At 41.0% G+C, this 20163-nt stretch carries 22 protein-coding genes and 1 rRNA gene; 22 read left to right on the forward strand and 1 reads right to left on the reverse strand.

All coding sequences use genetic code 11. The features are described from left to right. Nucleotides 1-83, forward strand: a 5S ribosomal RNA gene (gene rrf / locus CD122_RS12645); the annotation flags it as partial. Between the two features lie 541 nt (nucleotides 84-624). Here rrf and abc-f read toward each other — a convergent pair. After that, nucleotides 625-2244 (reverse strand): ribosomal protection-like ABC-F family protein, encoded by a 1620-nt coding sequence (gene abc-f / locus CD122_RS08445; protein WP_103358548.1) that lies wholly within the window; start codon nucleotides 2242-2244, stop codon nucleotides 625-627. A gap of 306 nt (nucleotides 2245-2550) precedes the next feature. Here abc-f and CD122_RS08455 point away from each other — a divergent pair, with 306 nt between their 5' ends. The 21 genes from CD122_RS08455 to CD122_RS08555 all read left to right on the forward strand — a co-directional run bounded on the left by CD122_RS08455 (nucleotide 2551) and on the right by CD122_RS08555 (nucleotide 19925). Beyond that, nucleotides 2551-3891, forward strand: coding sequence for an Orn/Lys/Arg family decarboxylase (locus CD122_RS08455; RefSeq protein ID WP_103358550.1), 1341 nt, complete (start codon nucleotides 2551-2553; stop codon nucleotides 3889-3891). Nucleotide 3892: 1 nt separating this feature from the next. Further along, entirely contained in the window at nucleotides 3893-4516 is a 624-nt protein-coding gene (tmk, locus tag CD122_RS08460) for a dTMP kinase (protein ID WP_103358551.1), read from the forward strand. Between the two features lie 70 nt (nucleotides 4517-4586). Continuing rightward, nucleotides 4587-4916, forward strand: a complete 330-nt coding sequence (locus CD122_RS08465) for a cyclic-di-AMP receptor (RefSeq protein WP_103358552.1) — start codon at nucleotides 4587-4589, stop codon at nucleotides 4914-4916. Nucleotides 4917-5005: 89 nt separating this feature from the next. Further along, complete coding sequence (locus CD122_RS08470) at nucleotides 5006-5935, forward strand: DNA polymerase III subunit delta' (protein ID WP_103358553.1); 930 nt, start codon at nucleotides 5006-5008, stop codon at nucleotides 5933-5935. 5 nt (nucleotides 5936-5940) lie between these two features. Next, nucleotides 5941-6744: a PSP1 domain-containing protein gene (locus tag CD122_RS08475; RefSeq protein ID WP_103358554.1), complete on the forward strand. Its 804-nt coding sequence runs from the start codon at nucleotides 5941-5943 to the stop codon at nucleotides 6742-6744. Between the two features lie 13 nt (nucleotides 6745-6757). Then, nucleotides 6758-7120: a DNA replication initiation control protein YabA gene (gene yabA / locus CD122_RS08480; protein ID WP_103358555.1), complete on the forward strand. Its 363-nt coding sequence runs from the start codon at nucleotides 6758-6760 to the stop codon at nucleotides 7118-7120. 13 nt (nucleotides 7121-7133) lie between these two features. Then, nucleotides 7134-7859 (forward strand): tRNA1(Val) (adenine(37)-N6)-methyltransferase, encoded by a 726-nt coding sequence (locus CD122_RS08485; RefSeq protein ID WP_103358556.1) that lies wholly within the window; start codon nucleotides 7134-7136, stop codon nucleotides 7857-7859. Continuing rightward, on the forward strand, nucleotides 7852-8100 hold the full coding sequence (locus tag CD122_RS08490) for a GIY-YIG nuclease family protein (RefSeq protein WP_103358557.1): 249 nt from the start codon (nucleotides 7852-7854) through the stop codon (nucleotides 8098-8100). The genes CD122_RS08485 and CD122_RS08490 overlap by 8 nt, the downstream gene beginning before the upstream one ends. Nucleotide 8101: 1 nt before the next feature. Further along, a complete protein-coding gene (gene rsmI / locus CD122_RS08495; protein ID WP_103358558.1) occupies nucleotides 8102-8938 on the forward strand; it encodes a 16S rRNA (cytidine(1402)-2'-O)-methyltransferase in 837 nt (278 codons plus the stop codon). A 76-nt stretch (nucleotides 8939-9014) separates the two neighbouring features. Further along, nucleotides 9015-10982: a methionine--tRNA ligase gene (gene metG / locus CD122_RS08500; RefSeq protein ID WP_103358559.1), complete on the forward strand. Its 1968-nt coding sequence runs from the start codon at nucleotides 9015-9017 to the stop codon at nucleotides 10980-10982. Nucleotides 10983-11060: 78 nt separating this feature from the next. Then, entirely contained in the window at nucleotides 11061-11828 is a 768-nt protein-coding gene (locus tag CD122_RS08505; protein ID WP_103358560.1) for a TatD family hydrolase, read from the forward strand. Between the two features lie 13 nt (nucleotides 11829-11841). Further along, nucleotides 11842-12381, forward strand: coding sequence for a ribonuclease M5 (gene rnmV / locus CD122_RS08510; RefSeq protein ID WP_103358561.1), 540 nt, complete (start codon nucleotides 11842-11844; stop codon nucleotides 12379-12381). Between the two features lie 6 nt (nucleotides 12382-12387). Then, the gene (gene rsmA / locus CD122_RS08515; RefSeq protein ID WP_103358562.1) at nucleotides 12388-13278 is read left to right on the forward strand and encodes a 16S rRNA (adenine(1518)-N(6)/adenine(1519)-N(6))-dimethyltransferase RsmA; all 891 of its coding nucleotides are present in this window, start codon (nucleotides 12388-12390) and stop codon (nucleotides 13276-13278) included. A gap of 100 nt (nucleotides 13279-13378) precedes the next feature. Then, complete coding sequence (locus CD122_RS08520) at nucleotides 13379-13645, forward strand: Veg family protein (RefSeq protein WP_103358563.1); 267 nt, start codon at nucleotides 13379-13381, stop codon at nucleotides 13643-13645. Nucleotides 13646-14008: 363 nt separating this feature from the next. Continuing rightward, nucleotides 14009-14857 carry a 4-(cytidine 5'-diphospho)-2-C-methyl-D-erythritol kinase gene (gene ispE, locus CD122_RS08525; protein ID WP_103358564.1) on the forward strand — a complete coding sequence of 283 codons (849 nt, stop codon included), beginning with the start codon at nucleotides 14009-14011 and terminating at the stop codon, nucleotides 14855-14857. A 27-nt stretch (nucleotides 14858-14884) separates the two neighbouring features. Beyond that, the gene (purR, locus tag CD122_RS08530) at nucleotides 14885-15706 is read left to right on the forward strand and encodes a pur operon repressor (protein WP_103358565.1); all 822 of its coding nucleotides are present in this window, start codon (nucleotides 14885-14887) and stop codon (nucleotides 15704-15706) included. 19 nt (nucleotides 15707-15725) lie between these two features. After that, entirely contained in the window at nucleotides 15726-16106 is a 381-nt protein-coding gene (locus tag CD122_RS08535; protein ID WP_103358566.1) for a RidA family protein, read from the forward strand. A 64-nt stretch (nucleotides 16107-16170) separates the two neighbouring features. Further along, nucleotides 16171-16458, forward strand: coding sequence for a septation regulator SpoVG (gene spoVG, locus CD122_RS08540; RefSeq protein ID WP_103358567.1), 288 nt, complete (start codon nucleotides 16171-16173; stop codon nucleotides 16456-16458). Between the two features lie 287 nt (nucleotides 16459-16745). Then, nucleotides 16746-18116 carry a bifunctional UDP-N-acetylglucosamine diphosphorylase/glucosamine-1-phosphate N-acetyltransferase GlmU gene (gene glmU / locus CD122_RS08545; protein ID WP_103358568.1) on the forward strand — a complete coding sequence of 457 codons (1371 nt, stop codon included), beginning with the start codon at nucleotides 16746-16748 and terminating at the stop codon, nucleotides 18114-18116. A gap of 57 nt (nucleotides 18117-18173) precedes the next feature. Beyond that, on the forward strand, nucleotides 18174-19139 hold the full coding sequence (locus CD122_RS08550) for a ribose-phosphate diphosphokinase (RefSeq protein WP_103358569.1): 966 nt from the start codon (nucleotides 18174-18176) through the stop codon (nucleotides 19137-19139). 138 nt (nucleotides 19140-19277) lie between these two features. Next, nucleotides 19278-19925 (forward strand): 50S ribosomal protein L25/general stress protein Ctc, encoded by a 648-nt coding sequence (locus CD122_RS08555; protein ID WP_103358570.1) that lies wholly within the window; start codon nucleotides 19278-19280, stop codon nucleotides 19923-19925. Nucleotides 19926-20163: the final 238 nt, after the last annotated feature.

The following is a 20163-nucleotide window of genomic DNA, read 5'->3' on the forward strand; positions in this document are numbered from 1 at the left end:
TCCCATGCCGAACACAGAAGTTAAGCTCTTTAGCGCCGATGGTAGTCGGACTTACGTTCCGCGAGAGTAGGACGGTGCCAGGTAATTCAACGAGGGAGGTCATGATGACTTCTCTTTTTTTGTGCTTTTATTTAGGTTCTACATCTTTTGTGGTGGGATGGCATGATGTCACTTGTGCAAGGTCGAATGGCATAGATTTATGCAGTTCGGCTTTTTTTCATATATTTAGACTATCTATTAAATATTGATACAGAAACATCGATCAGTCACAGTGTGTTTACTCTTGATATTTAAGTTTTATCAACGTCCTAAAAAGTAAAGTGTTATATGATTGCTGCTTAGAATACTCGTAGTAATAGCTGTCTAAAACATATTTACTAGAACGTGTGATCGTTTTGATTGTGAGACGCCTAAGGGAACAAGACGAACGGAAAATCCATAGTACAGTAGCTGACTGATGTGTGGTTATCCCCTTTGGCTTGTCACACATCTACTCACCCTTGCCGGGACACTACGTAGTGCTCCCAAAATTAGTTGGAGTGAGGCACCTTGGCAAGCGAGCAATCAAGAGATGAGGGTATTCAAAAAGCGCACAATGCTATATTGCACGCTTTTAGAAATATTCTAGTTTTCCGCTATATGTTTTTTCATATCATCATAGTTGCCATAGTATTTTGTTAATGTTTGATTTTCCAGTAAATACGTGGTGTGAAACAGCTTGTTGAGAAAATATCTGTCATGAGAGACGGTAATAATGGTTCCTTTAAAATCAGATAAGGCGTCTTCAATGGTTTCTTTAGCGTCTATGTCTAAGTGATTGGTTGGCTCATCTAATATCAGCATATGGTAATCACTATTAACGATTTGTGCCCATCGTAAACGTACCTTTTCGCCACCGCTTAAATCCTCTATATTTTTGAAGACGTCATCGCCGTAAAACATAAATTGCGCAAGAATGTGACGTGCTTTTTCTTCTGTAACATGGACTCCTTTCCTAAAGACATTAAGCACACTGTCATTTGATTCGTTATTAAAGACATGTTGTGACAGATAACCAATTTTCAAATGATTAGCTATTTGAACGCTTCCTTCATCAGGAATGACTTCACCTAAAATCATTTTAAGTAACGTTGATTTCCCTGTACCATTTTCACCTACAATGGCGACATGTTCATTTTTTCTGATTAACAGATTAATATTTTTAAATAATGGGGTGTTATATGTTTTTGAAACACCTTTTAGTTGAATCAGTTTATCTGCGCCAAGTGTATTATTCGTTAGAGTAAGTGCCATTTGTTTGGCGTTAAGTGTTGGTTTATCTAATTTTTTAATGCGATTGAGTGCTTTCTCCATATTTTTCGCTCGTCTAAACATAGAAGCGTTAGGCGGTTTGGCTTGGCTGGCCCATGTTCTAAGTTGTGTAATCGCCTTTTGCATTTGTTTGATCTTCTTTTGCTGTGTTTTGTATGCTTCGAAATCTGCTAAAATACGTTTTTCTCGTTCGTCAACAAAGTATGAGTAGTTGCCATGATAGTGATGTAGTTGTTGTTGGTCTATTTCAACGATTTGATTTGTCACTTCGTCTAAAAAGTATCTATCATGCGACACGATTACAACGGCACCTGTGTATTGTTTGATATACTGTGCAAGCCACTCAATGGACTGAATATCCAAGTGGTTAGTTGGTTCATCTAGCAATAGAAGTTCCGTTGGCTGGAGTAATAGCTTTGCGAGACATACTTTGGTACGCTCACCACCCGACAGTGTGCCCCATGTCATTTCTAGTAATGATATGATTTTTAATCCATGTGCGACACGACGTATTTTGGCATCTATTTCATAACCACCATGTGCTTCATAGTACGATTGTAGTGTGCCGTATTGTGTCATATAACTGTCTAGGTTCTCTGTATCTACTGCCATTTGTTGTGTCAGTGTATCAAGTTGCTGTGAGATATCATGTAGTTTTTGAAATGCAGACTCTAAGTATGTGTATATTGATATGTCATCATTCATATTAGGAACTTGAGCCAAATAGCCAATGTCGATGTCCTTTTTCCAACTGATTGTACCTGAAGAAGGGGATTCGATGCCTGCAAGTAGCTTGAGTAATGTGGTTTTACCCTCGCCGTTTCTTCCTACAACGCCTATGATATCACCGGCATTGAGGGTTAACTTAACTTGATCGAATAATATGTGGTCTAAATAATGTTTTGATAAAGAAGAGGTATTTAAAATATTCATGTTTTGCTTCCTCCATTATAGCTGTAGGGAAGCACGAAAGGTGTCGGCTCCTTACAACGTGATTGTTTTGTTCAAAAAAGACAGACTCCACCAATTTTGAAAAAACAGTCGCAAATTTGTTGCGAATGATCTGTAAAAATCTGCAACAGTAAGCTGTAAGAAACATAATGACACCTCCTTGAAATTGAACTATCTCTATTGTATCTAAAAAGTGTGATATTTTCAAAATTGCTTATGATTTTACGACGTTGTTCCCTTTTGACTTGTGCTATCATGTACAATAGATAAGAAATGGAGGCGGAGAAGATGCGGCGTGTGTTATGGCGTCAGCTACGTGATTGGTCGGCGAAACAGCCGATTTCTATGCATGTCCCGGGGCATAAAAATGGGACGATTGGGGATATGACATTTGTACAACCACAATTTGATGTGACGGAGATTACAGGTTTTGATGATTTGCATCAACCTGAAGCTGTGTTGAAAGAAAGTATGGATTGTGTAGCACATCATCCGGATTATGATGCGTTTTACCTTGTGAATGGTACGACGAGCGGTATACTGGCAGTAATTCATGCCTTTCAATCTTTGCCGGGGGATGTTGTATTAGCACGTAATGTACATAAATCGGTATTTCATGCACTGGATTTAGGGGCACAACCAGCTGAGATATTACCGACGATGACAGATGCGCAAACTTTCCAGTATGTCAGTCCAGATGTAGCAAGTCTTTCTCAACTGTCACCAAAGTTAGGTGTGGTAACATATCCGAATTATTATGGGCAGACGTTTAATATTGAATATACAGTTGAACAATTTCATGCACAAGGGTGTCCAATTCTGGTAGATGAAGCACATGGCGCGCATTTTGATTTGGCAGGTTTTCCGGCATCTGCGCTAAATGTTGGGGCGGATTATGTGGTGCAGTCGTTTCATAAGACATTGCCAAGTCTAACGATGAGTTCGGTGTTATTTATACATAAAGACGCACCGCAACGTGATGACGTGATTCGGTTACTACAAACGTTTCAGTCGTCCAGTCCATCGTATTTGTTAATGGCGAGTTTAGAGGCGGCGTCGGATTTTTATCACACATACGATAGTACGCTGTTTTTTGAGCGACGGACGCTGTTATTGGATACGTTACAGACATATGGTTTGCATGTGAAAGAGATGGATGATCCTTTGAAAGTATTGGTGTATCATCCGAATATGACGGGGTACGCGTTACAAGAAGTGATGGAACGTGCAGGGATTTATGTGGAATTAGCAGATACACATCATGTGTTGTGGGTACTTCCGTTATGGCATGCCGGGGATAGCTATCCGTTCGACCAGTTGCTGACACGCCTGAAAGGGTTGGATTTGACGACACAACATGATGATAAACCAGCTGAACCACAAGCGTTGTATACGGGAGCTGGACGCTATGAACCTACACAAGTTGAGAACAGTTATTGGATACCATTTGACGTGGCTCACGGTAAGGTGTTGGCACAGCATTTGGTTTTATATCCGCCTGGTATTCCGACTATGCTGAAGGGCGAAAAGGTTACGCCATCTATGATAAAATTAATGTCAAAATGGGATGATAGTCATCTCAGAGTTGAAGGATTACATAAAGGTAAAATAAAAGTGAAGGATGACTAAAATGGGACTATTTATTACGTTTGAAGGGCCTGAGGGTTCTGGTAAAACGACGGTATTACGCGCTGTAGCAGCAGAGCTTGAAAAGGATTATGACGTGGTTACGACGCGTGAACCGGGTGGTGTCGAAACAGCTGAAGCCATTCGTAATATTTTGTTGGAAGGTGACGCGATGGATGGGCGTACAGAAGCGTTATTGTTTGCGGCGGCACGACGAGAGCATCTTGTACAGAAAGTATTACCAGCGCTGGCGTCTGACCATATTGTGTTATGTGATCGCTTCATTGATAGTTCGCTTGCGTATCAAGGGTATGCACGTGAGATTGGTGTTGAAGGCGTGGCGCGTATCAATGATTTTGCGATTGAAGGTCATTATCCGGATATGACGATTTATTTGGATATACCGGCAGCGTTGGGACGAGAGCGTATCGAGGCAAATCAACGTGAACAGAATCGTTTAGATAAGGAAGACCATGCATTTCATGAACGTGTTATTGCGGGCTATAAACAATTAATTGAACGTTATCCTGATCGCTATCAGATAGTTGATGCAAGCAGAAGTATTGATAATGTCGTGGCAGATGTCGTTACGATTATTCGACAACAAATTGAGAAAAAATCATTGTAAATTTAGACAGATGTCGGTATAGACCACTACTAAGATATGATATAATACTGTGTAAGAGGTGTGACAAAAAATGAAAATGATTATAGCGATTGTTCAAGACCAAGATAGCCAAGAACTTTCGGATCAACTCGTTGAAAACAACTTTCGTGCGACAAAATTAGCGACGACTGGTGGCTTTTTGCGTGCAGGAAATACAACATTTTTATGCGGTGTTGATGATGAACGAGTGGATGAAATACTAGATGTTATCAATAAAACATGTGGTAACAGAGAACAACTCGTTTCTCCAATTACACCGATGGGCGGAAGTGCAGATTCCTATATTCCATATCCTGTAGAGGTGGAAGTAGGCGGCGCAACAGTTTTTGTAATGCCGGTAGATGCCTTTCATCAATTTTAAACACGATACTGAAGGTTGTGGCAGTGTATGCACGTCTTAGGATAGCAGCCTGTCTCAACCTTTTTTGATTTGAAGGAGGATTGTGCGCAGTGACGGAAATAGAACGTTTGACGGCAGCATATCGCAATGGCAAATTATCGCATGCCTATTTATTTGAAGGTAATGACGCGGAAGCAATGACGTCAACAGCGTTAGCATTTGCACAACTCATTTTATGTCAGGACAATGAACAGTGCCGTATGAAGGTGGAAATGCACAATCATCCGGATTTTCATTACGTTCGAACAGATGAAACGAATATTAAAAAAGATCAAATCGAGCAGCTGGTACATCATATGAACCGCTTGCCGATTGAGAGTGATTATAAAGTATATGTGATTCAAGATTTTGAAAAGCTGACAGTGCAAGGGGAAAACAGTATTTTGAAGTTTTTAGAAGAACCGCCGACCAATACGGTTGCTATTCTTTTGTCAACGAAGCCGGAACAAATTCTTGATACGATTCATTCGCGCTGTCAACATGTGTATTTTAAACCGATGCAGCGTGCTGATTTTGTAACGTATTTAGTGGAACATGCAGAGTTTACAAGACCTATCGCGGCGTTGATGAGCACGTATACGACGCAAGTGGAAGTGGCAACACAGCTGGCAGAGGCTTATGAACTCGCGCCGTTGCGACAAGTAATTTTACAGTGGTGCGACAAGCTTGTGAAGCAGCAGGATATGGCGCTAATTGGCGTGATAGAATTGTTGAAGCATGCCAAAAATAAGCAGTTACAACAACTTGTGCTTGCAACGGTTAATGCATATTTTCAAGATTTAATGTATATCAAGGTCGGAATGACCGAAAAAATTATTTTCACAGAATTGCAAGGGGACTACCAAACCATTGCAACGAAACTCGATTATCGTCAGTTGACGCATATCATTGAAACCATCACGGAAGCGCATAAAAAGCTGATGCAAAATGTGAGTCCAGCGTTGGTATTTGAGCAGATTGTTATCAAAATGAAAGGGTGACGCGTGTGTATCTTGTCGTCGGAATATACTTTGAAAAGGCAAACACATTAGAATATTATGCGCCAGAAGAACATGCTTTGACAGAGGGACAGTATGTTGTTGTGGAATCGAATCGTGGTATAGAGATGGGGGTTGTAAAGTACGCCCCGAAAATGGTCAATGAAGCGGATGTCGTTTTGCCATTGAAACCGGTACTGCGTGTTGCGACGGAAGCGGATATGGCTGCCTATCAAGATAATATGGTAGTTGCCGCGGATGCTTTTGAATTATGCAAAGGGTTTGTTCAAACGCTTGGGCTGGATATGAGGCTTGTGAACTGTGAATATACATTGGATCGTGCAAAAGTTATCTTCAACTTTACTGCGGATGAGCGTATTGATTTCCGTAAATTGGTGCGTATGTTAGCACAGAAATTAAAAACACGTATTGAACTGCGCCAAATTGGTGTGCGTGATGAAGCGAAGTTATTGGGCGGTATTGGTCCGTGTGGTCGCTCGCTTTGTTGTGCGACATTTTTAGGCGATTTTGAACCGGTGTCTATTAAAATGGCGAAGGATCAGAATTTATCATTAAATCCGACGAAAATTTCGGGTGCGTGCGGGCGTTTGATGTGCTGCTTGAAGTATGAAAATGATTTTTATGAGTCGGCACGTGCGAGTATGCCCGATATTGGAGAATCTGTTGAGACGCCTGAAGGTATGGGCGAAGTGGTCGCATTGAATATTATAGATGTCACGATGCAAGTACGTCTGGAATGTGATGATCAGTTGATGGAATATCATATTGAAGAATTAGAGCTATTAAAGTGAGGAGGCAAGCATATTGGATCGAAATGAACTTTTCAATCGTTTGATGCAGCTAGAAAATAATGTGAGTCGCATCCATGAAGATATGCAAGAACTCAAATCTCTGACTGTGGCACTTGTTGAAGAGAATGTCGCATTGCAGATAGAGAACGATAACTTAAAAACATTGATGAATCAAGAGCCTGAGTCGACGCCGGTTGAGCCGGTATCGCAAGTTCAGGAAGAGAAGAAAGCACCTCAAAAGAAACAGCGACAAAGTCGAGAATATTTTGCAACGCTTTATCGTGAAGGACTCCATATTTGTCACGATGTATTTGGCAAACACCGTAACGGACAGGATTGCATTTTCTGCATGGATATTCTCAATGACAAGCTGTGATAGGTGACGTGTTATGTTACAAGCAGATGAAAGGTTCGATTATTTGTTGAAGGAAGACTTGCGCATTATTCAAAATGATGCGGTCTTTTCTTTTTCAACGGATGCACTATTACTGGGGCATTTTACGAATGTTCGCAAGCGTGATCGCATATTGGATATGTGTACCGGAAATGGTGTGATACCGTTGCTGTTGTCGGATAAAGGTCAGAATGCAATCACGGGTGTGGAGATTCAACCCCGACTTGTGGATATGGCACGGCGGAGTGTGGCTGCGAATGCGTTGGAAGAGCGTATTACCATTGAAGAAATGGATATCAATGCGATACCACAACGTTTCAAGCCGGCGCAGTTTGATTTGGTAACGTGTAACCCACCGTATTTTAAAGCGAATCAAGTGCATCAACATCAGTTAGAGGCGCATAAAATTGCACGCCATGAAATTTATTGCACGTTGGATGATTGTTTGCGTGTAGCGAATCATGCATTGAAGCAAGGTGGTCGTATGGTGATGGTTCATAGAGCAGAACGTTTGTTAGATGTGATGACGTCGATGCGTCGCTATCAACTTGAGCCGAAGCAACTGCATATGATTTATAGTAAGCCTGGTAAAGAGGCGCAAACGATTGTGGTGGAAGCGCGCAAAGGTGGGAATCAAGGTTTGCATATTGCACCGCCATTTTATATTTACGATGCGGACAATCAGTATACGCCAGAGATGAGGTATGTGTATTATGGGTAAACATTATACGTATATTGTAGAGTGTATCGACAAGTCGCTATATACCGGGTACACGACTGATTTGGAGGCACGTATTCATAAGCATAACGCAGGAAAAGGTGCCAAATATACAAAAACAAGACGGCCGGTACGTCTAAAACATTATGAAATTTATGATACGAAGTCTGAAGCACTAAAACGTGAGTATGCCATTAAGCGGCTGACACGCCAACAAAAAATAGCGTTAATTGAGGAGCGATAACATGGCGCATTTGTATTTAGTAGGAACGCCTATTGGCAACTTAGAAGATATGACATTTCGTGCGATTCGCACCTTGCAAGAAGTCGACATGATTGCATGTGAAGATACGCGTGTGACGAAAAAGTTATGTCATCACTTTAATATTGAGACACCCTTGAAGTCTTACCACGAACATAACAAAGCGCAAATGACAGAAGCGTTAATTACGATAATGGAAGAAGGACGGGATATTGCGCTCGTATCAGACGCCGGTTTGCCACTCATCTCAGATCCGGGCTATGAGTTGGTTGTTCGTGCGAGAGAAGTGGGCATTCATGTTGTGCCGATTCCTGGTGCGAATGCAGGGTTGACTGCCCTGATGGCAAGTGGGCTACCGTCTTTTACGTATACGTTTTTAGGTTTTTTACCGCGCAAAGCACGTGAAAAGTTAGAATTGCTGCAAGTACGTATGTTTCAAGAAAGTACGCTTGTTCTGTATGAATCGCCATTTCGTGTGAAGGATACGTTACAGGCGATTGCAGAAGTCGATCCGAATCGACGCGTGACACTTGGCAGAGAATTGACGAAAAAGTTCGAGCAGATTGAGACAGCGTCGGTAAAGGATTTGGTAGACCGACTTGATGATACGATTCCATTAAAAGGTGAGTTTGTCGTGCTTATTGAAGGTGCGGCACCACAAGCAACGACGGCATGGTTCGAGGGGCTATCGATTGTTGAACATGTTGATCATTACGTGCAACAACAGATGAAGCCGAAACAGGCGATTAAACAGGTTGCGCAAGAGCGTGAGATGTCGTCTAAAGAGGTATATAACATTTATCACGGTATTGACGCATAGGCCTATGTGGTCGCATATTGAAAATACAAGTGAATTTCGATATATTAGATAAGATAAGAATTGAGGAGGAGCGCTGATGGTGAAAGAGACATTTTATATTACGACACCGATTTATTATCCGAGTGGCAACTTGCATATCGGTCATGCATATTCAACGGTGGCTGGTGATGTTATCGCGCGTTATAAACGCATGCAAGGGTATGACGTACGCTATTTAACGGGAACTGACGAGCACGGTCAAAAAATTCAAGAGAAGGCACAAAAAGCAGGGAAGTCTGAAATTGAATATTTAGACGGTATGATTAAGGAGATTAAAGCACTTTGGGAAAAATTAGATATTTCCAATGATGACTTTATCCGTACAACAGAACAACGTCACAAAGTCGTTGTTGAAAAGATTTTTGAAAAGTTACTTGCACAAGGCGATATTTACCTTGGCGAATATGAAGGTTGGTATTCTGTACCGGATGAAACGTACTATACAGAAACACAATTAGTTGAGCCTGTATATGAAAACGGCAAAATTGTCGGTGGTAAGAGTCCGGATTCAGGCCATGAAGTAGAGCTTGTTAAAGAAGCTAGCTACTTCTTCAAGCTGTCTAACTACACGGATCGTTTGCTTGCGTTCTATGATGAGCATCCTGAATTCATCCAACCGCCATCTCGTAAAAATGAGATGATCAACAACTTCATTAAGCCAGGCTTGGCAGACTTAGCTGTGTCACGTACGTCATTCGACTGGGGCGTAAAAGTACCATCAGACCCTAAACACGTTGTTTACGTATGGTTAGATGCATTGGTTAACTATATTTCTGCACTTGGCTATTTAACAGATGACGATGAATTATTCCGTCAATACTGGCCAGCAGATATTCATCTAATGGCGAAAGAAATTGTGCGTTTCCATTCGATTATCTGGCCGATTATCTTAATGGCGCTTGACGTACCACTACCGAAGAAAGTCTTTGCGCATGGTTGGATTTTAATGAAAGACGGTAAAATGAGTAAGTCTAAAGGGAACGTCGTAGATCCGAATGTCCTCATCGATCGTTATGGCTTAGATGCGACACGCTATTACTTAATGCGTGAATTACCATTTGGTTCAGATGGTGTCTTTACTCCGGAAGCATTTGTTGAGCGTACAAACTACGACTTGGCGAATGACCTAGGTAACCTTGTCAATCGTACAATCTCAATGATTAATAAATATTTTGACGGCGAGCTACCAGCGTATGCAGGCCCTAAACACGAATTGGATGCCGAGATGGAACAAATGGCGTTGGATACGGTTAAAGCATATCATGAAAATATGGATGACTTGCAGTTCTCTGTGGCGTTATCAACAGTATGGAAGCTGATTAGCCGTACGAACAAATACATTGATGAAACAACACCATGGATTTTAGCTAAAGATCCTGAACAACAAGATATGCTTGGCAATGTGATGGCACACTTAGTTGAAAACATTCGCTTTGCTGCTGTGTTATTACGTCCATTCTTAACGCATGCGCCAAAACAAATTTTCGAACAGCTTAACATTAATAATGAAGCGTTATTTGAGTTGGATAGCTTAACAACATATGGTCAATTGACAGCACCAATTACAGTGACTGCCAAACCAACACCAATCTTCCCACGTTTGGATGTAGATGCAGAAGTGGACTATATTAAGACGTCTATGCAGCCAACACAACCAGAACCGGAAGCTGTACCAAGTAAGGAACAAATCGACATTAAAGCATTCGATAAGGTAGAAATTAAAGCAGCAACGATTATCGATGCTGAAAATGTGAAGAAATCAGACAAGCTCTTAAAAATCCAAGTTGAGTTGGATAATGAACAACGCCAAATCGTTTCTGGTATTGCGAAGTTCTATCAACCAGAAGATATTATTGGTAAAAAAGTAGCAGTCGTTACAAACTTAAAACCAGCGAAGTTAATGGGCCAAAAATCTGAAGGTATGATTTTATCAGCCGAAAAAGATGGCGTGCTGACATTGATTAGCTTACCAAATGCTGTGCCAAATGGTGCGGTGATTAAATAGTGATGTATTAAGAGGTGAGGTCATGCTTTGAAGCACTCACCTCTTTTCTATAAGAACGATAATAGAGGAGGCAGACATATGTTAATTGATACACATGTACATTTGAATGCAGATCAATATGACGAAGACTTACAAGAAGTGATTGATCGTGCGCTTGAAGCGGGTGTCGACCGCATGTTTGTTGTGGGCTTTGACACGAAGACGATTGAGCGTGCGATGCAGTTGATTAAAGACTATGACTTTATCTATGCGATTATTGGATGGCATCCGGTCGATGCAATTGATTTTACAGAAGAACGTCTGGCGTGGATTGAAGAACTTTCACAACATCCTAAAGTGATTGGGATTGGTGAAATGGGCTTGGACTATCATTGGGATAAATCGCCAAAAGATGTCCAAAAAGAAGTGTTCCGCAAACAGATTGCGTTGGCAAAACGTGTGAAGTTGCCAATCGTTATTCATAACCGTGAAGCGACACAAGATTGTATTGATATTTTGATGGAAGAACATGCAGAAGAAGTCGGCGGTATTATGCACAGCTTTAGCGGCTCACCTGAAATTGCGGATGTTGTGATTAATAAACTTAACTTCCATATCTCACTCGGTGGTCCAGTGACATTTAAAAATGCGAAACAACCAAAAGAAGTTGCTAAGCACGTTCCATTAGAGCGTTTGTTAGTAGAGACAGATGCCCCGTATTTAACACCGCATCCATACCGCGGTAAACGTAATGAGCCGGCACGTGTGACACTCGTTGCTGAACAGATTGCAGAATTGCGTGGTATCACGTATGAAGAAGTCGCAAAACAAACAACAGCAAACGCGGAACGTTTGTTTAATTTATAAAGAAGGTGTCAGTGTGAAAATAAATGAGTTTATTGTCGTTGAAGGACGTGATGATACCGCACGCGTAAAAAGTGCGGTCACGTGTGAGACGATTGAAACGAACGGCAGTGCCATCAATGAAGACGTGTTAGACGTCATTCGCCAAGCACACGAAACAAGAGGCGTTATTGTGTTAACAGATCCTGATTTCCCGGGTGATAAAATTCGCACGACAATCCGCAATGCGATTCCAGGCGTGAAACATGCGTTTATCGACCGAGAAGCGGCGAAAAGTAAGCGCGGCAAAATCGGCGTGGAACATGCGTCATTGGAAGACATTCGAGAGGCGCTTATGCACGTCGCAACGCCGTTATCAGAAGGACAAGAGACAATTGATAAAGCGGTGTTGATTGACCTTGGACTGATCATTGGGCCAGATGCGAGACGCCGTCGTGATATACTTGGACGCCGTCTTCATATCGGTCACTCTAACGGGAAACAATTATTAAAGAAACTCAATGCGTTTGGCTATACGGAAGCAGATGTGAGGCGCGCATTGGATATAGAGGAGTAAACAAATATGTACGAAAAAGATATTGCGACGCCCTCGAGAACGAAAGCGTTGCTGAATCAATATGGATTTAGCTTTAAAAAAAGTTTAGGTCAGAACTTTTTAATTGATGTCAATATCATTCATAAAATTATTGATGCATCGGGAATTGATGAACAGACGGGTGTTATCGAAATTGGACCGGGTATGGGCTCGTTAACACAACAATTGGCAAAGCATGCGAAACGTGTGTTAGCATTTGAAATTGATCAGCGTTTAATCCCTGTCTTAGATGATACGCTATCACCATACGATAATGTCACAGTCATCAATCAAGATATTTTGAAGGCAGATGTGGCACAGGAGATTGCAACACATCTTCAAGGTTGCGAGAAAATTATGGTCGTTGCCAACTTACCTTATTACATTACAACGCCGATTTTATTGACGTTGTTAGAACAAAACTTACCAATTGATGGTTATGTTGTCATGATGCAAAAAGAAGTGGGCGAACGTTTGAATGCCCAAGTGGGAACGAAAGCATACGGCTCATTGTCGATTGTAACGCAATATTATACAGAAACATCAACGGTAATGACGGTGCCTAAAACAGTCTTTATGCCACCACCGAATGTGGATTCGATTGTTGTTAAATTGATGAAACGCCCGGAGCCACTCGTTACAGTAGACGACACAGCATTATTTTTCAAAATGACAAAAGGCGCATTCGCACAACGTCGTAAAACGATCCTTAATAACTATCAAAATCTGTTCATTGATGGCAAATTGCACAAAGATGATATTGTTGCATGGCTTGACCGTTCCGAGATGGATGCGAGAAGACGTGGAGAGACCGTGTCAATACAAGAATATGCACGATTGTATGACGAGTTGAAAAATTTCCCGAATTTAAAGATTTAAAATGATTGACTTTCTAAAAGCCCCTTGATAAAATTAAGAATTTGTCTTGACTGACGCGCTATTTTTGTGTTATAATACACTTATAGCGAGGTGGAGCGATATGCCAAAATCAATTGGAGACATCAAAAATCGACTTGATTGTCAGTTAGGGAATCGTATTATACTGAAAGCTAACGGGGGACGTAAGAAAACAATTGAGCGTTGTGGTGTGTTAACTGAGACATACCCATCAGTGTTCGTTGTTGAACTGGATCCAGATAAACACAACTTTGAACGCGTGTCTTATACATATGCAGATGTGCTAACGCAAAATGTGCATGTTTCATTTGTAGATGAGGACACATATCAAGATGCAAGCGCGAGATAAATAAACTGTGCGTAACAGAATGAATATTGAAGATGAGAGCCATTCAATCTTGGGGTTGGGTGGTTTTTTATTTTTTTAAGGAATATTTTAACCGTAGTTATTGCACATTTTGTTGAATGAATATGTTAGAAAAAAGCGTATATTTCCAATGTATAGGCGTATAAACTTTTTAGGGATATTAAAAGAAGTTTCATCTTGCCAGTTGTTTTCATTGTTGAATGGGGGTATTATACGAATATGAGAGTCATGTAATATTTTACAAAACTTTGATTGCGCTTTCTGCATCCTGAAAAATACTTTCGAGTTATTAAAGTAATTATGGTAAAATCACTGTAATACCAACTTGAAAGAGGAAAATTTGCGATGATTTATGAAACAGCGCCAGCTAAGATTAATTTGACATTAGATACTTTGTTCAAACGTGATGATGGCTATCATGAAGTGGAGATGATTATGACGACGGTTGATTTAAATGATCGCTTGTCTTTTCAGAAACGCCGTGATAATAAGATCGTGTTGAATGTAGATGAAACGTTCATACCATCAGATGAGCGTAATTTAGCATATCGTGCAGCACAGCTTATGAAGGAAACTTATGGGATTAAGCAAGGTGTGACGATTACTTTAGATAAGAATATTCCTGTTGCGGCAGGTTTGGCAGGAGGTTCTAGTGACGCAGCTGCGACGATGCGAGGTCTTAACCGTTTGTTTGAGCTGGGACTGTCACTGGACGAACTGAGCGAGTTGTCCGCGGAGATAGGGTCAGATATTCCGTTCTGTGTTTATAGTACGACTGCGTTATGCAAAGGACGTGGTGAGCAGATTGAGTTGTTGAAACGCCCGCCATCAGCATGGGTCGTCATTGCGAAACCGCATGCAGGGCTATCGACGCCTGAAGTTTACGGGGGTCTTGACCTCAATCAACCATATGATGTACATACACAGGCGTGTTTAACGGCTATTGAGCAGGAAGATTATATGCAGATGTGCCAAAGCTTATCGAATCGTCTTGAACCTGTTTCCATGCGACTGCAACCGGAGATAGAGAAAATTAAAAGAAATATGTTGAACAGTGGTGCTGATGGTGCGCTTATGAGCGGTAGCGGCCCAACTGTTTATGGTTTTGCACAGCGAGAACGCCAAGCACGTCACATTTACAACGCTGTGAGTGGTTGTTGCAATGATGTTTACCTTGTTAGAACACTTGGCTAACATACAGAGAAAGGATGAATGAACAAGGTGCGATACAAAAGAAGTGAACGAATCGTTTACATGACTCAATATTTAATTAGCAATCCAAATAAACTCGTACCGCTGACATACTTTGTGGAGAAGTTTCAACAAGCAAAGTCATCGATTAGCGAAGATGTCCAGATCATTAAGGATACAGTTGTCAAGGAAGGTCTTGGCTCCATTGAGACAGTGGCGGGTGCGAGTGGTGGCGTAAGGTATCGTCCGCGAATGCAACGTGAAGAGGCAGAAGCGGTTATCCAAGAAGTCACAACGTTATTGCAAGAGAAAGATAGATTATTACCGGGTGGCTATCTCTTTTTATCTGATTTGATGGGGAACCCTACATTGTTGAAAAAGGTAGGTAAGCTCATCGCAACACTCTATATGGAAGAGGAGTTGGATGCGATTGTAACGATTGCGACGAAAGGTATTTCGTTGGCACATGCAGTCGCTAGTGTCCTAAACTTACCAGTTGTTGTGATACGTAAAGACAACAAGGTGACTGAAGGTTCTACAGTGTCTATCAACTATGTCTCAGGATCTTCAAGAAAGATTGAGACGATGGTGTTGTCTAAGCGCACGCTGAAAGAACACTCCAATGTGCTCGTCGTTGATGATTTTATGCGCGCCGGTGGTTCAATTAACGGCGTCATGAATTTAATGGCAGAGTTTAAAGCACAAGTAAAAGGGGTATCGGTACTTGTGGAGTCCAAAGAGGTAAAGCAACGACTGATTGAGGACTATACTTCTCTTGTACGTCTATCTGATGTTGATGAATATAATCAAGATTTCAAGGTAGAGCCAGGCAATAGTTTAGCTAAATTCTAAAAAAGGAGCAATTAACAACATGAATTTAATTAACACTCAAAAAGCACCAGCAGCTGTTGGACCATATTCACATGCTGCGATTGTCAACGGTATGGTTTACACGTCAGGTCAAATCCCTTTGAATTTAGAGGGAGAGATCGTGAGCGATTGCATTAAAGAGCAGACGACGCAAGTGATTGAAAACTTGAAAGTCGTACTGGAAGAAGCAGGCTCTGACTTAGACCACGTTGTCAAAGCTTTAATCTTTTTGTCTGATATGGAAAACTTCCAAAAGGTAAATGAAGTATACGGTTCGTACTTTGATGCACATAAACCTGCAAGAAGTGCGGTTGAAGTAGCACGTTTACCAAAAGACGTTAAGATTGAAATGGAAGTAATTGCCGAGGTTAAAGAGAAGTAATCTTAACACCTCGAGTCAGTCAACTTCTACAAAAATTATATCCAAAACTATGGGGGGCGCACTTATGAAAGTGACAGATGTTAGACTTAGAAAAATACAAACGGAAGGAAGAATGAAAGCGTTAGTATCGATTACACTTGAAGATGCTTTTGTCATCCATGATTTACGTGTAATTGAAGGCAATACTGGCCTTTTCGTTGCAATGCCAAGCAAGCGTACAGCTGATGGCGAATTCCGTGACATTGCACATCCAATCAACTCAGAAATGAGACAAGAGATTCAAGATGCTGTAATGAAAGTATACGAAGAAACAGATGAAGTACTTCCAGCGCAAGAAACAACAGAAGAATAATAACACTGTACGTAGATAATGACGCATAGTGCATATGTGTTGTAATCTACAAAAAAGGCTAAGAGGCGGACGATAATGTTCTATTCTTAGCCTTTTTTGCGATGTGCATCATCGACATATGGTTTTCAATATGGATGGTGTATACGCAGGCACGTAACACGATAAAACCAACTGCAACTTAGGCGATTTGAACAATGATGTATGATTCTTCTTTTACGTCTTGAAAGTGTATGTTGCATTAAATTATAATTATAGAGAAGTGCAAAAGATACTGGAGGTTCATTACCATGCAGAAACACGCAATTGTTTTAGCAGCTGGCAAAGGGACGCGGATGAAATCAAAGCAATACAAAGTGCTTCATAAGGTTGCAGGGAAGGCAATGATTGAACATGTGATCAATCAAGTGCAGCAATCTGGCGTGACGAATATTGTGACAATCGTTGGTCATGGTGCGGAGGAAGTTAAAGCGACACTTGGCTCAACATCACAATATAGTTTTCAAGAAGCACAGTTAGGGACTGCACATGCAGTGAAGCAAGCAGCAGAGCATTTAGCAGATGCACAAGGTACAACATTGGTAGTTTGTGGTGATACGCCACTCATTACAGCTGAGACATTGTCGAAATTAATTGCACATCATGAGGCATCACATGCGCAAGCGACAGTTTTATCAGCAACAGCACCACAACCTTATGGCTATGGACGCATCGTTAGAGATGAGCAAGGGGCGCTCGTCGAAATCGTTGAAGAAAAAGACGCCACAGAAGCGCAAAGAATGATTCACGAAATCAGTTCGGGCATTTTTGCATTTGATAATGCGACATTATTCGCGTTATTAGATAAGGTAGATAACAACAATGCACAAGGTGAATACTATTTACCACAAGTACTGACATTGATATCACAACAACAAGGCCATATTGGTGTATATCATACGGAAGACTTCGATGAGATCATGGGTGTCAACGATCGTGTTGCATTGAGTCGTGCAGAACAGGCGTATCGTGTACGTATGAACGAACACCATATGCGTGAAGGTGTGACAATTGTTGATCCAAATACCACGTACATCGGTCCAGATGTTACAATTGGTATGGATACCATTATCGAGCCGGGTGTGAAAATTACAGGGAAAACAGTCATCGGCAGTGATGTTCGTATCGGACAGTATTCAGAAATACACGAGAGCGAGATTCACGATGGTGCAACAATCAAGCAATCTGTACTTAACGAAGCGGTTGTTGGTGCGCAGTCAAGCATTGGGCCATTTGCGCAGTTACGACCAGGTGCTGACCTTGGCAAAGAAACGAAAATTGGTAATTTCGTGGAAGTCAAAAAAGCACGTATAGATGATGGTGCGAAAGTATCACACTTGAGCTATATTGGTGATGCAGAAGTAGGTGCACGCACGAATATTGGCTGTGGTGCGATTACTGTGAACTATGATGGTGTTAACAAGTTTAAAACAATCATCGGTAAAGATGTTTTTGTTGGTTGTAACGCTAATTTAGTGGCACCGGTCTCAATCGGTGATGGTACGCTTGTTGCGGCAGGTTCAACGATTACAGATGATGTTCCGAACAAGAGCTTAGCACTAGGACGCGCAAGACAAGTAACAAAAGAAGGTTATTTTAACAAAGAATCAAACGAAGCATAACGGGTAATAAGGTTTTATAACATATTAGTGATCAAAACAATTATTGGAGGATTTATCATGTTAAACACCGAATATAAAAATTCGTCTCTGAAGATTTTCTCATTGAAAGGTAATGAGCCACTCGCACAAGAAGTTGCAGACCATGTGGGGGTAGAACTTGGTAAATGTACGGTCAAACGCTTTAGTGATGGTGAAATTCAAATCAACATTGAAGAAAGTATTCGTGGGTGTGACGTTTTTATTATTCAACCTACTTCAAATCCAGTGAACGTTCACTTGATGGAATTATTAATCATGATTGATGCATGTAAACGTGCATCTGCAGCAACGATTTCAATCGTCGTACCTTACTATGGTTACGCACGTCAAGACCGTAAAGCACGCAGTCGTGAACCAATCACTGCGAAACTTGTCGCTGACTTATTTGAAACAGCTGGTGCGGACCGCATGATCGCATTAGACTTACATGCACCACAAATTCAAGGTTTCTTTGATATTCCGATTGATCACTTGATGGGGGTACCGATTTTAGCGGAGTACTTCTTAAATAACAAAGATATCGATCCAGAAAAATGCGTCGTTGTGTCTCCAGACCATGGTGGTGTGACACGTGCACGTAAATTGGCAGATATCTTGAAAACACCAATCGCGATTATTGATAAACGCCGTCCGAAGCCAAATGTTGCAGAAGTGATGAATATCGTAGGACAAATCGAAGGACGTACAGCAATTATTATTGATGACATTATCGATACAGCAGGTACGATTACACTAGCTGCTCAAGCGTTAAAAGACAAAGGTGCAACAGAAGTATACGCATGTTGTACACATCCAGTATTATCAGGACCAGCTAAAGAACGTATTGAAAACTCAGCAATTAAAGAATTAATCGTTACAAACTCAATTTTATTGAAAGATGAGCAAAAGCCAAACAACATTAAGGAACTTTCTGTAGCAGAATTACTTGCGCAAGCGATTGTACGTGTATACGAACGCGAATCAGTAAGTGTGTTATTTGACTAAGCGTGTTGACTTATCTTTAGAATTTGTGTAAAATATTTCTGTTCGTGTCATTACGGACAAATACACATTTGCAAGCAGCGACTGTGCTGATGGGCAAATGCGGCACGAGAGACGTGCAACAGAAAGGTGGAAATGAATATGACTTCATTAAAGTCTATTATTCGTCAAGGTAAACAAACTCGCGGTGACTTACGTAAAATCCGTGAAGCAGGTAAAGTACCTGCAGTAGTATATGGTTACGGTACTAAAAACGTATCAGTTAAAGTTGATGAAGTAGAATTCATCAAAGTGATTCGTGAAGTAGGACGTAACGGTGTTATCGTTTTAGGTGTAGGTTCAAAAGAAATCAAAGTTATGGTATCTGATTACCAATTTGATCCACTTAAAAACCAAATTACACACATCGACTTCTTAGCGATCAACATGACTGAAGAACGTACAGTTGACGTACCAGTTCACTTAATCGGTGAAGCTCCTGGTGCAAACGAAGGCGGCGTAGTTGAACAACCATTATTCGACTTAAGCATTACTGCTACTCCAGACAACATTCCTGAAAGCATCGAAGTAGACATCAGTGAATTAAACATTGGCGATACTTTAAGCGTACAAGATATTAAAGTATCAGGCGACTTCACTATCGAAAACGACGCTGAAGAAGCTGTTGTATCAGTTGTTGCGCCAACTGAAGAACCAACTGAAGAAGAAATCGAAGCAATGGAAGGCGACGCTACACCAGAAGAGCCTGAAGTTATCGGTGAAGAAAAAGAAGAAGCTGAAGAAGAATAATCTTCATGCTCGAAAGCATTACTCATTTTCATGGGTAGTGCTTTTTTTATTGGTCTTTATATGGACAAGTCATTTTACAAGTATCACGCTATGTTTGCTCCCAAATGACTAATGTTAAAAAGAGCGGAAAGTGCTGGATTGTGTTACGATATAAAAGTCAACTGTACATCAATTTGTAAGAGACACAAGAGGTTGGGACAACGGAAGTTTTTTAGAAAATGAAATTGCTGTCCTACGC

Source organism: Staphylococcus rostri (genome assembly GCF_002902145.1).
Classification (GTDB): Bacteria; Bacillota; Bacilli; order Staphylococcales; family Staphylococcaceae; genus Staphylococcus; species Staphylococcus rostri.

Coding starts and splice junctions, on each gene's coding strand:
- abc-f (WP_103358548.1), bottom strand. CDS start 2,244: ATGAATATTTTAAATACCTCTTCTTTATCAAAACATTATTTAGACCAC.
- CD122_RS08455 (WP_103358550.1), top strand. CDS start 2,551: ATGCGGCGTGTGTTATGGCGTCAGCTACGTGATTGGTCGGCGAAACAG.
- tmk (WP_103358551.1), top strand. CDS start 3,893: ATGGGACTATTTATTACGTTTGAAGGGCCTGAGGGTTCTGGTAAAACG.
- CD122_RS08465 (WP_103358552.1), top strand. CDS start 4,587: ATGAAAATGATTATAGCGATTGTTCAAGACCAAGATAGCCAAGAACTT.
- CD122_RS08485 (WP_103358556.1), top strand. CDS start 7,134: ATGTTACAAGCAGATGAAAGGTTCGATTATTTGTTGAAGGAAGACTTG.
- CD122_RS08490 (WP_103358557.1), top strand. CDS start 7,852: ATGGGTAAACATTATACGTATATTGTAGAGTGTATCGACAAGTCGCTA.
- rsmI (WP_103358558.1), top strand. CDS start 8,102: ATGGCGCATTTGTATTTAGTAGGAACGCCTATTGGCAACTTAGAAGAT.
- metG (WP_103358559.1), top strand. CDS start 9,015: ATGGTGAAAGAGACATTTTATATTACGACACCGATTTATTATCCGAGT.
- CD122_RS08505 (WP_103358560.1), top strand. CDS start 11,061: ATGTTAATTGATACACATGTACATTTGAATGCAGATCAATATGACGAA.
- rsmA (WP_103358562.1), top strand. CDS start 12,388: ATGTACGAAAAAGATATTGCGACGCCCTCGAGAACGAAAGCGTTGCTG.
- CD122_RS08520 (WP_103358563.1), top strand. CDS start 13,379: ATGCCAAAATCAATTGGAGACATCAAAAATCGACTTGATTGTCAGTTA.
- ispE (WP_103358564.1), top strand. CDS start 14,009: ATGATTTATGAAACAGCGCCAGCTAAGATTAATTTGACATTAGATACT.
- CD122_RS08535 (WP_103358566.1), top strand. CDS start 15,726: ATGAATTTAATTAACACTCAAAAAGCACCAGCAGCTGTTGGACCATAT.
- spoVG (WP_103358567.1), top strand. CDS start 16,171: ATGAAAGTGACAGATGTTAGACTTAGAAAAATACAAACGGAAGGAAGA.
- glmU (WP_103358568.1), top strand. CDS start 16,746: ATGCAGAAACACGCAATTGTTTTAGCAGCTGGCAAAGGGACGCGGATG.
- CD122_RS08550 (WP_103358569.1), top strand. CDS start 18,174: ATGTTAAACACCGAATATAAAAATTCGTCTCTGAAGATTTTCTCATTG.
- CD122_RS08555 (WP_103358570.1), top strand. CDS start 19,278: ATGACTTCATTAAAGTCTATTATTCGTCAAGGTAAACAAACTCGCGGT.